Genomic DNA, 14,130 nt, shown 5'->3' with positions numbered 1-14,130 from the left:
CTGATGCTCGCGGTGGCGGGGTTGATCATGACGTTGAGCCATGTCACGAGCAACCCCGCCACGGCCGCGACCATGCTGCCTCTGACCGCTTCATTTGCGCTTGCTCAGGATCTGTCGCTGATCCACCTGACAGTGCCTGTGGCTATGGCTGCCTCATGCGCGTTCATGCTGCCGGTCGCCACGCCGCCGAATGCCATCATCTTCAGCAGCGAACGCATCAGCGTCGGCCAGATGGCCCATGCGGGCGCCTGGCTGAGTGGCATCACACTTCTGCTGATCGCGCTCTGGGTATGGCTGGTGGCAGCGCCGGTGCTGGGCTGGGTCACCGGCTACTGAGTGGTTCAGACCTGGTAGAAGTCCCGGTACCAGTCCACGAAGTTGCGGATCCCGGTTTCCACTGGGGTCTCCGGCCGATAGCCCACATCCTCGATCAGATCCTGGACATCGGCATAGGTGGCGGGTACGTCTCCGGGCTGCATCGGCAGGTAGTTCTTTTCCGCCTTGCGGCCCAGGCACTCTTCCAGCACCTCGATGAACCGGGAAAGCTCAACCGGATTGTTGCTGCCGATGTTGTAGAGCCGGTAGGGCGCGTTGCTGGTGCCTGAATCCGGGTCCGCCCCACTCCATTCCGGGTTCGGGGTGGCCACGTGGTCCAGCGTGCGGATCACGCCCTCCACGATGTCATCAATGTAGGTGAAGTCCCGCTGGTGATGACCGTGGTTGAACACGTCGATGGGTTCGCCGTTCAGGATCCGCTTCGTGAAGATGAACAGCGCCATGTCCGGCCGGCCCCAGGGCCCGTAGACGGTGAAGAACCGCAGGCCGGTGGTGGGAAGCCGGTAGAGATGGCTGTAGGTGTGCGACATCAGCTCGTTGGCCTTTTTGGAGGCCGCATAGAGACTGAGCGGATGATCCACGTTGTCGTGGACCGAGAACGGCATGCTCTCGTTGGCCCCGTAGACCGAACTGCTGGAGGCGTAGACCAGATGCTCCACGCCATTGTGGCGACACCCTTCAAGGATGTTCATGTGGCCAACGAGGTTGGCATCCACATAGGCGTTGGGGTTCTCGATGGAATAGCGGACACCGGCCTGGGCGGCGAGATGCACCACCCGTTGCGGCTGGTACTCGCTGAATAGCCGGGCCATGCCCTCGCGGTCCGCGATGTCCAGGCGCTCCTCCGTGAACCCTTCACGGGGCGTCAGCCGGGCCAGCCGGGCTTCCTTGAGGGACACGTCGTAATAGTCGTTGACATTGTCCACGCCGATGACCTCATCGCCGCGATCCAGCAAGCGATGGGCTACGTGTGAGCCGATGAACCCGGCCGTTCCCGTTACCAGTATCCGCAATTCCGTTCTCCCTGATTAAAAGCCGACGCCGAGGCGTACGAAGGGGCCGCTCAGCTCGGTGTCCACGTTGAGGTCACCGGATGCATCCACGTCGACATCAAACTGACGGTAACCGCCCTGAATATAGACCGGATCGGCGTTGTAGCTGATGTAGCCTTCCACATCGGTGGCCGAGTCGCCGTCATAGGAGATGTAGTTGAGCTCCGCGCCCGCGCCAAGGCCGGTCAGGGGGAGATCCACATCAGCTCGGACGTGGCCCATGGGGAGGAATTCATCCACCTCGACCCTTTCTGTCTCGTTGCCTGTGGGCGTATCCCCTTCAATGAACACCTCGCCATCGAAGTGCTTTACGTTCAAACCCAGATCCAGCGTTACAACAGGGATAGGTGCCGTATAGAACGCAGTGTAATCATAGTGCGTAAGGTCGGCCCGACTGCTGACATCTCCGGTGTAGGTTGTCCCCTCAAACTGTTCGGCAATCTTTCCCTGACCCTTGTGCTCGATATCGTTATACCGCAGCCGCAGATTCGGAATCACCGGAACTGGATGGGCAAAACGGATGGAGAAGTTATTGTGCCCCTCGCTGTCGTAACCGAGGTCATTCTCCACATCGATCGGATCGCCTCCTGACTGGAGAGTCCCGGACGCATCCGCATTCCAGTAACCTGCCGTCACATCCACGTCGACCAGCGGTACCACGGCATTGGCGGCGCCGGCACTGGTCATCAGCAGGGCACCGAGAGCGGCTTTTGTTGTTGTCTTCATTGCGGAATCCTCTTGCTGTCGGCGTTTGAAGAAAGTCACACCCAGTATCGACCTGAATTCACACACTTTCAAAGTCGATCCCCAGGCGCCGCCCCACTTCCTCATAGGTTTCGATGACATCACCGAGGTCCTGGCGGAAGCGGTCCTTATCCATCTTGCGGCGGGTTTCGGCATCCCAGATGCGGCAACCGTCCGGGCTGAACTCGTCACCCAGCACCAGACCGCCGCCAGCACGCCCGAACTCCAGCTTGTAATCAACCAGCAGCATCCCCGCGTCCAGGAACAGCTGCTTGAGCACACGATTCACCGCGTAGGTGAGTTCCTTCATCTCCCTGAGCTCGTCCGCCTGGGCCCAGCCAAAGGTCTCCGCGAGGGATTCATTGATCATGGGGTCGTGGAGGGCGTCGTCCTTGAGAAACAGCTCAAAGGTCGGCGGCAACAGTTCCTGGCCTTCCTGGACCCCGAGGCGCCGGCACAGGCTGCCCGCAGCGTAATTGCGTACCACGCACTCCACCGGCAGCATCTCAAGGTTACGCACCAGGGATTCATTGGGCGCCAGGACACGCTCGAAATGGGTGGGAATGCCCGCGTCCTCCAGCTTCTTCATGATGAAGGCATTGAACAGGTTATTAACCCGCCCCTTGCGATCAAGCTGGGCGACCTTTTCACCGTCGAAGGCGGACGTATCATCCCGGAACGCCAGTATGAAACGCTCCGGATCGTCCGTCCGGTATACGGATTTCGCCTTGCCAGCGTAGAGTTCGCTGCCTTTTTCCATCACGCTCTCCCAGATTGCGGTTGCGGGGCCGGCACCCGACCCTGAACGCGCGAATGATAGCCGATCAGCGCCAGTCGACGCCATGATTGCTCAATGCGTGTAACCGCTCAGGCCCCTATACTCTGCATGCAGGGAGGATCCGCATGCAGTCACTGTTCAATGAGTTTATCACGGCCAATGGCGATGCCCTCCACCTCGGGGTGGCACTGCTTCTGGGCATGCTGGTGGGGTTGCAGCGCGGGTGGCAGGCTCGCGACCGTGATCCCGGCCAGCGTATCGCCGGCATCCGCACCCATGCGCTGACCGGTCTGCTCGGTGGTATCACGGCGTTGCTTGCCCGGGAGGTCTCGCCCTGGCTTCTGCCCGCAGTATTCCTGGGGCTGGTAGCACTGAACCTGCTGGCCTACTGGGTCCGGGCACCGCGCAGCGGCGATTACAGCATCACCGGCGCCATCGGACTGATGCTGACCTTCAGCTTCGGGGTTATGGCCGTGAGCCTGGATATCACTCTGGCAGCCGCAGCGGCGGTGGTCACCACCCTCATTCTGGATAACAAGGCGGAAATCCACGGCCTGCTGGGCAAACTCCAGGCTGGTGAGCTGGATGCCGGGCTCAAGCTGCTGCTGATTTCCGTGGTGATGCTGCCGCTGTTGCCCAATGAAGGCTTCGGCCCGGGCGGCGTGCTCAACCCCTACGAAATCTGGTGGCTGGTGGTGATGATTGCCAGCATCTCTTTCGTAGGCTACTTCGCCATCCGGGTGGCCGGCACCGGTAAGGGGATTCTCTTTACCAGCCTTTTCGCGGGCCTGAGCTCATCGACGGCACTGACGCTCCAGTTCGCCCGCCAGGCACGCGACGCACAGACACTCTCACCACAGCTGGCCGCCGGCATCCTGATCGCCTGCGGTACCATGTTCCCACGGATTCTGGTCTACTGCGCCGTGATCAACCCGGCCCTGCTGCCGAGCCTGGTTCAGCCCGTTCTGGCCATGGCGTTACTGCTCTACGTTCCAGCTGTTCTCATCTGGCACCGCAACCGGGCCGCACTGAACGTGGATCAGCCCATCCTCAACCGCAACCCGCTGGACCTTAAGCCGGCGCTGCTGTTCGGTTTCCTGCTCACGCTGATCCTGCTGGTCGGGCAGTGGCTCAAGGCATGGTTCGGTGATGCGGGCGTCTATGCGCTGGCCACCGTCTCAGGCATTGCAGACGTGGACGCCATCACCCTGTCACTGACGCGTATGTCCCAGTCGGCCATCACCGCGGAGACTGCCGTGATCGGCATCGTTCTGGCCTCGGCCGTGAACAATATCGTGAAAGCCGGAATGGCGGGCGTGATCGGCCCAGCAGCCCTGGGCACCCGGGTCGCGGTCCCCATGGGCCTGTCCCTGGTGGCCGGCCTGACAGTCGCCGGCCTTCAGGCAGGCCTCACAGGCTGACAGGGCAGCTGCTCAGCGCAGGCTTTCGTACAGGCTGTCGAGCACCTGCGCGGGGCGATCCGCCTGTTCCAGAGTCTCACGGGGAGCGAGAGTGAGCCGGTAACCCCCTGTGCTCTGCTGCAGCCGCAGTTCCGCATTGATTTCGGCCTCCGCCTGATAACGCCAGAGCCACCAGCCACGACTGCGTTGTTCCTCGGTACGCAGATCCAGATACCAGACGCCCTCGCTGCGGTTACGGTCCACCACGGTCAGCTCCATGCTGCCCAGCACCTGCTCCACCTCGGCCCAGCTGCGATCAAAGGCCAGATCAAGCTCCAGCGCCTGTGTCTCTCCGCCTTCACGATCACGATTGACGCGTTCATCACGGGGCAGATCCAGCGCCACACGGGAATACGTCTTGGTATCCGCATTGGCTTCCAGGTAATCCGCCAGGTCCTTGAGCACTCTCTGTTCACGCCCGGCATACTCAACGTCTTCACGCCACTCCAGGCGCTCCCCGGGGCTGCCCTCCACAACCCGCAGCCGGGCCTGGACTTCGGTGCTGCGGCTCTGAACACCGTACGCAACCCGCACCTGCAGAATCAGAGGGCGCTCCTGATCCAGCCGATCAATCCCGAGCCACTCACGGACCCGAGCCGAACGGTTGAGAACCCCGCTCTGCTGCACGCCCGCGCGCGGATCGCCATAGGCCACCTCAACCCCACGGTCGTTCAGGAAATCCGAAATGGCGGGCCAGACGCGGCCCGGCACATCATTGACAATCAACCAGCTCAGATCGCCGGAGCGGGAAACCTGGTAGTTGTTTTCCATGATCTGGCCGGTCAGATCCGGCGGGCGCGGGATCTCAAACTCCCCGTCCTGCTCCACGGTGGCATCACCGCGGACCTGCGGAATCACGTACTCACTCTCGAAAGATGCCCTGGAAAGGTCTTCCGGCACCTGGAGCGGCTCGCCCAGCGGTTCCTCACGGTAATCCAGCGACCTGTCCGGAAACAGGCCGCAGCCACCCGCAAGTGGCAGAACGGCTATGGCAGCTGTCAGGCGCAGTCGGCGGTTTGTCTGGTTCAGAGGCATCCTGAAGCCCTGAGTGCTTCGCGCACATCCTCGCGGTATTCCTCGCTCAGGGGCGTCAGCGGCAGGCGTATGCCCGGCCCGATCAGCCCCATCTCCCACATGGCCCACTTCACCGGAATCGGGTTGGCTTCCAGGAACAGCTTGCGGTTGAGAGGGGTCAGAATCTCGTCCAGCCGGCGGGCTTCCGCCTCATCGCCGCTCACTGCGGCGGCACAGGTCTGTGCCATCAGCTTCGGTGCCACATTGGCCGTCACCGAGACGTTGCCACTGCCACCGCGCAGCATCAGTTCCAGCGAGGTCCCGTCGTCCCCGGAATAGACCGCGATACGGTCACCCACCATCCGAACCAGCTCTTCCCCGCGGCTGACATTACCCGTCGCATCCTTGATGCCAACGATATTGGGAATGTCGGCCAGGCGGTTCGTGGTCTCGTTGAGCATGTCACAGGAGGTGCGGCCGGGCACGTTGTACAGGATCTGGTTGACGTCGACTGCCTCGGCCACGGTACGGAAGTGCTGGTAGAGCCCCTCCTGGGTGGGCTTGTTGTAGTACGGCACCACCAGAAGGCAGGCATCCACACCGATCTCGGCCGCCTCACGGGTCAGGTCCACCGCCTCATGGGTGGAGTTGCCACCCGTGCCGGCAATGACCGGAATCCGGCCATTGGCATGATTCACCACCCGGCGGATCACACTGATGTGCTCATCCGGCTTCAGCGTTGAGGACTCACCGGTCGTACCCACGGCCACAATGGCGCTCGTACCGGCATCGACGTGATAGTCCACCAGTTTATCCAGGCATTCCCAGTCGATACGCCCTTCGGCGTCCATTGGGGTTACCAGCGCAACCAGACTCCCAGTGATCATATCCGCTCCGAACCGGTTAAAAGGGCAATGGTAATCGCGGCATCAGGGCGAGACAAGAGCTGCGCCGCGCCATCAGGTTTCTGTTGTCCCGGGGCTTTCATGGACCGGCCAGGCTTTCATGATGGCATTGAGCACAATCGCCAGCGGGATGGCGAAGAACACCCCCCACATGCCCCAGATGCCACCGAACACCAGAACCGCCAGCATAATGGTGACCGGATGCAGATCCACGACCTCGGAGAAAAGCAGTGGTACCAGCACATTGCCATCCAGCGCCTGGATGATCAGGTAGGTCACCATGAGCCAGAAGAACTCCTCGCTCCAACCGAACTGGAACAGCCCCACCATGGCAATGGGAATGGTCACCACGGCGGCGCCCACATAGGGAATGACCACTGAGAAACCGACCAGCAGACTCAGAAGTGCTGCGTATTCCAGCCCGATCATCTTGAGGGCGAAGTAGGTGACACCCCCGACGATCAGGATCTCTATGGCCTTGCCCCGGACGAAATTGGCGAACTGCATGTTCACCTCACGCCAGATGCGATCCATCAACGGCCGTTGCTGGGGCAGGAAGCTGCCGAGACGTTCCAGGATCAGCCGACGGTCCTTGAGGAAGAAGAACACCAGTATCGGCACCAGCACCAGATAGACCAGCAGCGTGATGAGTCCGGGAATGCTCTCGAGCGAGAGCGACACCAGCCATTGCGTGATCTGGCCCATTTCCGCCGTCACCTGCCGGAACAGGGTATTGACCTCTTCCATGGAGACCAGCTGCGGGTATTCCTGCGGCAGGGTCTCAATGTACTGCTGGGCTGCCCGCATCATTCTGGGCAGTTCCGACGCCAGGCCGGACACCTGCCCCCAGACCAGGGGAAGCAGGCCCAGGATGAAGGCGATGAACAGGCCGATGAAAAATACGAACACAAGGGTGACGGACAGCAGATGCGGCACCCCCAGACGACAGAGCTTGGCAACCAGTCCCTGCAGGATATACGCGATGATGATGCCGGCGATGAAGGGCGCCAGAACCCGCCCGAGAAACGCGACCACCAGGAAAGAGGCTGCCAGGAGCAGAACGATGATGAGGGCTTCTTCATTCGAGAAGTAACGCGCGGTGAAATCACGCAGTATCCGGACCATCAGCCCTGCCCCCCCGTACTGGCGGGGCCGCACCGGATGACAAAGACCCAGTGGCCGTCGCCCTCCTCCTGGTGCTCAAGCTGATGGCTCGAGAGGGAGAGAAAGGCGGGGATATCCCGGGCTGACCCCGGATCCGTGGCAACAACCCGCAGGCACTGACCGGGACTCATGCCATTGAGACAGAGTTTGGTCTTGAGCAGAGGCATTGGGCACTGCAGACCGCTGGCATCAAGATGCTGGTCCACGCTGTCGCTCATGGGCTGGTTCCGTTCGGTTTGACGCTGGCCGATATCCTAGCATGGATGGCGCGTTAAACCGGAGAGTGACCGCCTGTACCCACCCCCTCCGATCTGGCATTGTTAAAGCATGCGACGCGCCATTGTCTTTTTCCTGATCCTCTGCCTGATCGCCCTGCCGGCTCTACCGGCCGAGGACAACAGACTGCCGGCCATTGGCAGTGGCGGGCTGATCGCGGGCCAGAAGGAGCGCGCCATAGGGCAGCAGGTGCTGACCCAGCTGCGTCGCAGCGCCCCCCTGGTATCGGACCCCATGCTCCGGGAGTACTTCGAGGATACCCTGCACCGGATGATTCCTCACGCCCCCCTGCAGGACAGGGACATCACACCCGTGATCATTAACGAACCGTCACTTAATGCCTTCGCCGTCCCCGGCAACATCATCGGGATCCACACCGGATTGCTGCGCACCGCCGAGACAGAACATGAATTCGCGGGCGTGGTGGCTCACGAAATCGCTCACCTCAGCCAGCGCCATTACGCCCGCCGCCTGGAACAGCAGGAACGCAGCACCCCCCTGACCATTGCCGGCATGCTGGCCGGTCTCATCCTCACCGCTGCAACCGGCTCGGAAGCCGGTATTGCCGCCATTGCCGGCACCCAGGCACTGGCCATCGACCAGATGCTGCGACACAGCCGCGCCCATGAGCAGGAGGCTGACCGCCTTGGCATCGAGATCATGGCCCGGGCCGGCTACGACCCGGCGGGCATGCCAGCCATGTTCGAGCGTATGCTGCGCCAGGCCCGGCTGCAGGGGAACCGCCCACCGGAATACCTTTCAACCCATCCGCTCACCGAATCCCGGGTTGCGGATACGCGGGCACGGGTTTCCGATTTCCGGGACAGGGACCGTTACGACGAACGGCTCGCCTACCACCTGGTGCGCAACCGGGTCCGACTGCACCACGGCGAGGATCCGGAAGCCTTCATATCACGCTTCCGGGAAAAACAGGCGGCACAGACCGGGCTTGAGGCTGATGCGGCACGCCACGGCCTGGCAGCCGCACTGATTGCCGCTGACCGGGCGGGCGAGGCGATTCCGCATCTCAGGAAACTGCTGGAGGACTACGAGGGCGACATCTTCCTGGTCGCGGAACTGGCAAGGGCTCTGCGCGGCGATGGCCGGGCCGGTGAGGCTGCGGAACTGCTCGAGCGCCACCTCCAGCGCCACCCTGGCAACCTGACCCTGAGCCGGACACTGGCGGATACCCGCATGGAGCTGAACGAACCGGAAGCCGCAGCACGGCTCTACGAGAAGCTGACCCGGGATTACGGCGGGGACGCCACGCTCTGGAACGACCTTTCCGAGGCCGCCGGGCGTGCGGGCAACCTGATCGAGGTTCATCGCGCCCGGGGCGAACGGCTGCTGCTTCTGGGAGATGCGGAGGCGGCGGCACGTCAGTTCCGCCAGGCACTGGAACGGGCGCCGGCCAACCACACCCGCAAGGCGTTGCTCAGGGACCGACTGGAAGAGGCCAACCGGCAGGTCAGTGCCAACCGCCAGCGCTGAGAGGGAGCCTCAGGCGTTACCGGCCACCTGGAGCTGGCGGTCAGAAGTAAAGTCCAGCATGCGCTGCAGCGGGATGAGCGCTTTCTCCCGCGTGGCGGCATCCACATGAATTTCTTCATCCTGCTTGCGCAGCACGCGCAGCACGTTATCCAGACCGTTCATCGCCATCCAGGGGCAATGGGCACAGCTGCGGCAGGTTGCGCCCTGCCCGGCGGTGGGCGCTTCGATGAGGTTCTTCTCCGGGGCCATTTCATGCATCTTGTGGAAGATACCGCTGTCCGTGGCCACGATGAAGTCCTCAGCGTCCATGGTCCGCACCGCTTCAATCAGCCGGGACGTGGAGCCGACAACATCCGCCTGCTCAACCACGGCCGCCGGCGATTCCGGATGCGCCAGGACCACGGCTCCGGGCATGGTGGCCCGCAGATCCTCAACGCCCTGCCCCTTGAACTCCTCGTGCACGATGCAGGAGCCGTCCCAGAGCAGCATATCCGCCTGGGTTGAGCGCTGGATGTAGGCGCCCAGATGTTTATCCGGCGCCCACAGGATGGTTTCACCCTTCGAGTCCAGGTAATCAACAATGGCCTCCGCGCAGCTGGAGGTCACAACCCAATCGGCGCGTGCCTTGACCGCCGCCGAGGTGTTGGCATACACCACCACGGTTCTTTCCGGATGCTGGTCACAGAAGGCCGCGAATTCATCGGCGGGGCACCCGATGTCCAGCGAGCAGGTCGCCTCCAGAGTCGGCATCAACACCCGCTTCTCCGGATTCAGGATCTTGGCGGTTTCACCCATGAAACGCACCCCGGCGACCACCAGTGTCGAAGCCGGATGCGCGTTACCGAAACGGGCCATTTCCAGTGAATCCGCGACACAGCCACCCGTCTCCTCAGCCAGCGACTGGATCAGGGGATCGGTATAGTAATGAGCCACCAGGACCGCATCCTGCGCCTCAAGCTCACGCCGGATCGCAGTGCGCAGTTCCTCCGCCTCGGCGCTGCCGAGCGTTGGCGCTTCCTGTTCGTGCGCCAGATGTTCCTGAACCAGAATGCGGTCCTGCCTGTACGTCATGGACTCTGACCACCCTTTGAGTAAGCCGTTTAAAGGTTGTCTCCTACCCGTTTATGCCTCTGTCACCCGCATTTTTCAATGGTCGGATACAAACGGCCGGGCTGCGGGGGTTAAAGCGGGGGGTGGGAATGGTGGGTCGTGCAGGATTCGAACCTGCGACCAATTGGTTAAAAGCCAACTGCTCTACCAACTGAGCTAACGACCCAAACGAGGCGCATATGGTACTTAAATTTTCGGTTTTCGCAACCCGTTCGAATCAACCCATTTCATTGCGGTATTCACGTCCCAGGGCAGCAGCCTCGGATTCCGGGTAACGCTCTCCGAGCTGATCCAGAATTCTGCGGGCCTGTTCGCTGTTACCAGCACGATCATGGGCAACCGCAAGCTTGAACAGCGCGTCCGGTGCCTTGCGATGGGATCCGTGTTTCGAGGTGACGATCGTGAACGCCTGCTGTGCCTGCTCATGCTTGCCCTGACTCAGGTAGAGCTCCCCCAGCCAGTAATAGGCATTAACGCTCAGATCCCCTTCCGGGTACTCCTCAAGAAAACTGTAGATCTCGTCAATGGCGGCCTCATAGTCCTGCTCTTCCTGGATCAGGTACTGGATCGAGGCATAGGCTTCACGCTCAGCCTTATCAGGCTGGCGATAGGACGTGGATTCCGTGTTTCCGTTTCCATCGCCGTCATTACCGCTGTCACTGGCAGTCTCACCGTCTTTGGTTTCCCCGGAGCCCTCTTCCAGCTCGGACAGACGTGAATTGAGGTCAACCAGTCGCTCGTCGAGATCAATGTAACGCTCACGGGCCTGCCGCCTGAGGCGTTTCACCTGATGGGTGGTTTCCTCGAGCTGGCCGCGCAGGTGCTGCACTTCCACCCTCAGATCCTCAACCAGGAAAAACAGCTCACCGGCAGAACTCCCCCCTGAACGTTCCGGGTCACCCCCGGAAACCAGCGGTGCTTCGCCGTCATCCTGGGCAATGGCCGGAGAGGCTCCGACCACTGCCAGGATCAGGCCTGCTGTCAACAGACTCCGCATGGGCTTATTCGTAGTTGATCTCAACCCGACGATTCTCAGCCCAGGCTTCTTCGTTGTTGCCTTCAACCGCGGGCTGCTCCTCGCCGTAGCTGACGGTCTCGATCTGGTCAGAGGACACGTCGTTCACACGCAGGAAGCGGGCCACGGATTCCGCACGGCGCTCACCCAGGGCCATGTTGTACTCACGGCTGCCACGCTGGTCGGTGTGACCTTCGAGCACGACGGTGACGTCATCGTCTTCAGCCAGGTATGCCGCGTGAGCTTCCAGAATGGACTGGGATTCGCGACGGATCTCGGAGCTGTCGAAATCGAAATAGATGGTGGAAGCAGCCTGCATGGCTTTTTCCTTCGCCTGCTCCAGAGACTTCCGCGCGCGCTCTTCCGCCGTCATGGCCTCTTCAGAGACGCCGCTGCCGTCACCAGCACCGTAGGCATCACTGGTGTCAGCATCGGAATCGCTCTGCTGCTCCATATCCGTCTCATCCATACCGTTGGACCCGGAGCCCTCCGGTTCGGTTGCTGTTGAACTGCAACCCGCTACGAAGAGCAGGGCAAAGCCCAGCATCAGTACACGGTTCTTGAGAAGATCGGTCATTGGCCTTCCTTTTTGGTTTTCCGGTTTTGGATTACGTTTAATGTATGATGTTCCTGATAATACTGCAAACATCAGGATCTACTCAGCCAGCGGTGACCAGGCGGGATCGCGGATGCCATCGTGCCTGACAGGCAGCGTGAAACGCGCATTCCCGTCAACGGTGGTCATCTCCAACGCTCCCGTCCGTCCGCCGGCATTGGTGACGTAGAGCACCAGACGCCCATTGGGCGCCATAGCAGGTGCCTCGTCAATCTCGGAGCCGGAGAGCACACGTTCCTCACCGGTCTCCAGATCCACCGAGCCGAGCAGGAAGCGCCCGTCGGCCTGGTGAATGTAGAAGATTTCCTCGCCCTCCGGCCCATAGATCGGATGGGCGTTATAGTTGCCCTCAAAGGTCAGGCGTTCGGGATCACCACCACCCAGTGACTGGATGTAGACCTGGGGATTGCCCGAGCGGTCGGAAGTGAAGGCAAAGCGTTCACCGTCCGGTGACCAGCTTGGCTCTGTGTTGATGGAATAGTGGCGGGTGAGCCGGCGCGGCTCCAGTGTGTCCAGCGGCATCTCGTAGATGTCCGCGCTCCCGTCCTTCGACAGCGTCAGAAGCAGCGACTCCCCGTCCGGCGACCAGTCCGGCGCCGAATTGAGCCCCCGGAAGTGAGCGATCCGGCGCCGCTCGCCACTGCTCACCACCTGCCGGTAGATGGCAGGGCGACCACTCTCGAACGACGCGTAGACCAGCTCCTTACCGTCCGGTGACCACTCCGGAGACAGAATCGGCTCACTGGAGCGCAGCAGGACCTGATCCCGGTACCCATCCACGTCACTGACCTTGAGCCGGTACTCAACATCCTCGCCACTGCCCGTGCGCGTCACAAAGGCCAGTCGGGTGTTGAAGATACCGGGGATCCCCGTAACCCGCTCATAGATCCGGTTGCTCACATGGTGTGCCAGCGTCCGCAGCTCCGAGGGCGCGGCCGACGCCCGCGAGCCGAGCAGCCGTTCCTGCTGGCTGACGTCGAAAAGCTCATAGCTGAGGATGTAACGATTGCGTTCCGCATCAAAATCCACCTCCCCGACCAGCACGAACTGCTGGCCGAGAACCCGCCAGTCGCGGAAATGGATGTCATCCCCGGACGTCGGCAGGCTGAGCATACGGGAGGGTTCCAGGGGCTTGAGGTCACCACTCATGGTCAGGTCATCCCGGATGATGCTGTCGAGATCCTCGGGGGCATCCTGTGAGTGGTTGACCCCGAACGGCACCACGGCAATGGGCATGCGCCGATCCGCGCCCTCGGTGACGCGCACCACCATGTCGGCCTGCACCGCGAGCGTTGCCAGCATCAGGCACATCAGCAGCAGCGCCTGGCCGGCTCTGCGATGGTTCTGGGTCATGCTCGCCTACTCCTCCGGGCTGAAAATCATCGTAAAACCGCCTCGAATAAGTTCATTAAAAACATCTGTATCTTCGGGCACCGGGAACGAATCAACTCGCCGAACCGCTCTCAATGCTGCCTCATCAAATGCCTTATTACCGCTACTCTCAATTACATCTACAGACTGAACCTCACCAGTAGGAAGAAGCTCCAGTCTTAGCTGTACAGATAGATCTTCACTTCCAGCTATCGGATACCAATGAGATCGAACAGCGTCTTTGAATAATGACGTTAAACGCCTTTCCTCATCTTGAAGATCGACTCCATCAGTACTCTCAACATCAGCTTCTACGCCTTCATCCTGAAGTTTGTCTGGTTGAGATTGTTCCTGTGCAGCCTGCTCAGCCAGCTCCTTCAGACGCTCTTCCTGCTCTGAACGCCGATTATCCTGTGTCTTCTTTTCTGGTTCTGGTTCTGGTTCCGGTTCCGGTTCCGGCTCCGGCTCCGGCTCAGGTTCTGGCTCCGGCTCAGGTTCTGGCTCCGGCTCAGGTTTTGGCGCCGGCTCTGGTTCTGGCTCCGGCTCTGGTTCTGGCTCCGGCTCTGGTTCTGGCTCCGGCTCTGGTTCCGGTTCCGGCTCAGGCTCCGGTTGTGGCTCAGGCTCCGGTTCCTGCTGCTGGGCCTGCACAACCCTGGCCTGTACGGCCTGGGGCTGCTGAAATTCCGGCTCCTGGGTCTGCCAGTCCCAGCCGGCCACCGCCAGGAGCACGATCAACAGGTGCAGTCCGACGGACCCCATAAAGGGCCACTTCCACTCCCGGAGCTCGGCTTCGTCCAT

15 protein-coding genes and 1 tRNA gene are annotated in these 14,130 nt (G+C 61.4%); 3 read left to right on the top strand and 13 right to left on the bottom strand.

Going from position 1 to position 14,130, the window contains the following annotated elements:
* Positions 1–336 (top strand): anion permease (locus QZ501_RS07915; RefSeq protein ID WP_295718595.1); only part of this gene is annotated, 336 nt, incomplete at its 5' end.
* Between the two features lie 5 nt (positions 337–341).
* On the opposite strand, the gene QZ501_RS07910 is transcribed toward QZ501_RS07915, so the two are convergent.
* Genes QZ501_RS07910 through purC form a run of 3 tightly spaced genes read right to left on the bottom strand, consistent with a single transcriptional unit; the run spans position 342 to position 2,892 of the window.
* Positions 342–1,349, bottom strand: coding sequence for an NAD-dependent epimerase (locus tag QZ501_RS07910; RefSeq protein ID WP_160898091.1), 1,008 nt, complete (start codon positions 1,347–1,349; stop codon positions 342–344).
* Positions 1,350–1,364: 15 nt separating this feature from the next.
* Positions 1,365–2,114 carry a TIGR04219 family outer membrane beta-barrel protein gene (locus QZ501_RS07905; protein WP_192497241.1) on the bottom strand — a complete coding sequence of 250 codons (750 nt, stop codon included), beginning with the start codon at positions 2,112–2,114 and terminating at the stop codon, positions 1,365–1,367.
* Between the two features lie 58 nt (positions 2,115–2,172).
* On the bottom strand, positions 2,173–2,892 hold the full coding sequence (gene purC / locus QZ501_RS07900) for a phosphoribosylaminoimidazolesuccinocarboxamide synthase (protein ID WP_295718592.1): 720 nt from the start codon (positions 2,890–2,892) through the stop codon (positions 2,173–2,175).
* A gap of 143 nt (positions 2,893–3,035) precedes the next feature.
* Between purC and QZ501_RS07895 the strand changes: the two genes are divergently transcribed.
* On the top strand, positions 3,036–4,331 hold the full coding sequence (locus tag QZ501_RS07895; RefSeq protein WP_151439086.1) for an MgtC/SapB family protein: 1,296 nt from the start codon (positions 3,036–3,038) through the stop codon (positions 4,329–4,331).
* Positions 4,332–4,343: 12 nt separating this feature from the next.
* Here QZ501_RS07895 and bamC read toward each other — a convergent pair whose 3' ends face one another.
* From bamC to QZ501_RS07875, 4 genes are all read right to left on the bottom strand, one after another.
* On the bottom strand, positions 4,344–5,405 hold the full coding sequence (bamC, locus tag QZ501_RS07890; protein WP_160898089.1) for an outer membrane protein assembly factor BamC: 1,062 nt from the start codon (positions 5,403–5,405) through the stop codon (positions 4,344–4,346).
* Positions 5,396–6,271: a 4-hydroxy-tetrahydrodipicolinate synthase gene (gene dapA, locus QZ501_RS07885; protein WP_151439084.1), complete on the bottom strand. Its 876-nt coding sequence runs from the start codon at positions 6,269–6,271 to the stop codon at positions 5,396–5,398. Before dapA ends, bamC begins: the two co-directional genes overlap by 10 nt.
* A gap of 72 nt (positions 6,272–6,343) precedes the next feature.
* The gene (locus tag QZ501_RS07880; protein ID WP_295718591.1) at positions 6,344–7,414 is read right to left on the bottom strand and encodes an AI-2E family transporter; all 1,071 of its coding nucleotides are present in this window, start codon (positions 7,412–7,414) and stop codon (positions 6,344–6,346) included.
* Positions 7,414–7,671, bottom strand: coding sequence for a sulfurtransferase TusA family protein (locus QZ501_RS07875; RefSeq protein ID WP_160898086.1), 258 nt, complete (start codon positions 7,669–7,671; stop codon positions 7,414–7,416). Before QZ501_RS07875 ends, QZ501_RS07880 begins: the two co-directional genes overlap by 1 nt.
* Before the next feature lie 109 nt (positions 7,672–7,780).
* Between QZ501_RS07875 and QZ501_RS07870 the strand changes: the two genes are divergently transcribed.
* Positions 7,781–9,220 carry a M48 family metalloprotease gene (locus tag QZ501_RS07870; protein ID WP_151439081.1) on the top strand — a complete coding sequence of 480 codons (1,440 nt, stop codon included), beginning with the start codon at positions 7,781–7,783 and terminating at the stop codon, positions 9,218–9,220.
* A gap of 9 nt (positions 9,221–9,229) precedes the next feature.
* Here QZ501_RS07870 and nadA read toward each other — a convergent pair whose 3' ends face one another.
* The 6 genes from nadA to QZ501_RS07840 all read right to left on the bottom strand — a co-directional run bounded on the left by nadA (position 9,230) and on the right by QZ501_RS07840 (position 14,130).
* Positions 9,230–10,291 (bottom strand): quinolinate synthase NadA, encoded by a 1,062-nt coding sequence (nadA, locus tag QZ501_RS07865; RefSeq protein WP_151439080.1) that lies wholly within the window; start codon positions 10,289–10,291, stop codon positions 9,230–9,232.
* 129 nt (positions 10,292–10,420) lie between these two features.
* Positions 10,421–10,496, bottom strand: a tRNA-Lys gene (locus QZ501_RS07860).
* Positions 10,497–10,547: 51 nt separating this feature from the next.
* The gene (gene ybgF, locus QZ501_RS07855; protein ID WP_295718587.1) at positions 10,548–11,315 is read right to left on the bottom strand and encodes a tol-pal system protein YbgF; all 768 of its coding nucleotides are present in this window, start codon (positions 11,313–11,315) and stop codon (positions 10,548–10,550) included.
* A 16-nt stretch (positions 11,316–11,331) separates the two neighbouring features.
* Complete coding sequence (gene pal / locus QZ501_RS07850) at positions 11,332–11,922, bottom strand: peptidoglycan-associated lipoprotein Pal (protein ID WP_160898084.1); 591 nt, start codon at positions 11,920–11,922, stop codon at positions 11,332–11,334.
* Between the two features lie 78 nt (positions 11,923–12,000).
* A complete protein-coding gene (gene tolB / locus QZ501_RS07845) occupies positions 12,001–13,314 on the bottom strand; it encodes a Tol-Pal system beta propeller repeat protein TolB (RefSeq protein WP_295718584.1) in 1,314 nt (437 codons plus the stop codon).
* A gap of 6 nt (positions 13,315–13,320) precedes the next feature.
* Positions 13,321–14,130 carry a cell envelope integrity protein TolA gene (locus tag QZ501_RS07840; protein WP_295718581.1) on the bottom strand — a complete coding sequence of 270 codons (810 nt, stop codon included), beginning with the start codon at positions 14,128–14,130 and terminating at the stop codon, positions 13,321–13,323.

The organism is uncultured Halovibrio sp., from assembly GCF_913056445.1.
GTDB lineage: Bacteria > Pseudomonadota > Gammaproteobacteria > Pseudomonadales > Oleiphilaceae > Halospina > Halospina utahensis_B.
This window is presented reverse-complemented; position numbering and strand designations above follow the sequence as displayed.

Excerpts from the sequence above, each read along its gene's own strand:
- QZ501_RS07905 (WP_192497241.1), bottom strand. The coding sequence starts at position 2,114 with ATGAAGACAACAACAAAAGCCGCTCTCGGTGCCCTGCTGATGACCAGT.
- dapA (WP_151439084.1), bottom strand. The coding sequence starts at position 6,271 with ATGATCACTGGGAGTCTGGTTGCGCTGGTAACCCCAATGGACGCCGAA.
- tolB (WP_295718584.1), bottom strand. The coding sequence starts at position 13,314 with ATGACCCAGAACCATCGCAGAGCCGGCCAGGCGCTGCTGCTGATGTGC.
- QZ501_RS07895 (WP_151439086.1), top strand. The coding sequence starts at position 3,036 with ATGCAGTCACTGTTCAATGAGTTTATCACGGCCAATGGCGATGCCCTC.
- QZ501_RS07880 (WP_295718591.1), bottom strand. The coding sequence starts at position 7,414 with ATGGTCCGGATACTGCGTGATTTCACCGCGCGTTACTTCTCGAATGAA.
- bamC (WP_160898089.1), bottom strand. The coding sequence starts at position 5,405 with ATGCCTCTGAACCAGACAAACCGCCGACTGCGCCTGACAGCTGCCATA.
- QZ501_RS07875 (WP_160898086.1), bottom strand. The coding sequence starts at position 7,671 with ATGAGCGACAGCGTGGACCAGCATCTTGATGCCAGCGGTCTGCAGTGC.
- QZ501_RS07870 (WP_151439081.1), top strand. The coding sequence starts at position 7,781 with ATGCGACGCGCCATTGTCTTTTTCCTGATCCTCTGCCTGATCGCCCTG.
- pal (WP_160898084.1), bottom strand. The coding sequence starts at position 11,922 with ATGACCGATCTTCTCAAGAACCGTGTACTGATGCTGGGCTTTGCCCTG.
- purC (WP_295718592.1), bottom strand. The coding sequence starts at position 2,892 with ATGGAAAAAGGCAGCGAACTCTACGCTGGCAAGGCGAAATCCGTATAC.
- QZ501_RS07840 (WP_295718581.1), bottom strand. The coding sequence starts at position 14,130 with ATGGACGAAGCCGAGCTCCGGGAGTGGAAGTGGCCCTTTATGGGGTCC.
- nadA (WP_151439080.1), bottom strand. The coding sequence starts at position 10,291 with ATGACGTACAGGCAGGACCGCATTCTGGTTCAGGAACATCTGGCGCAC.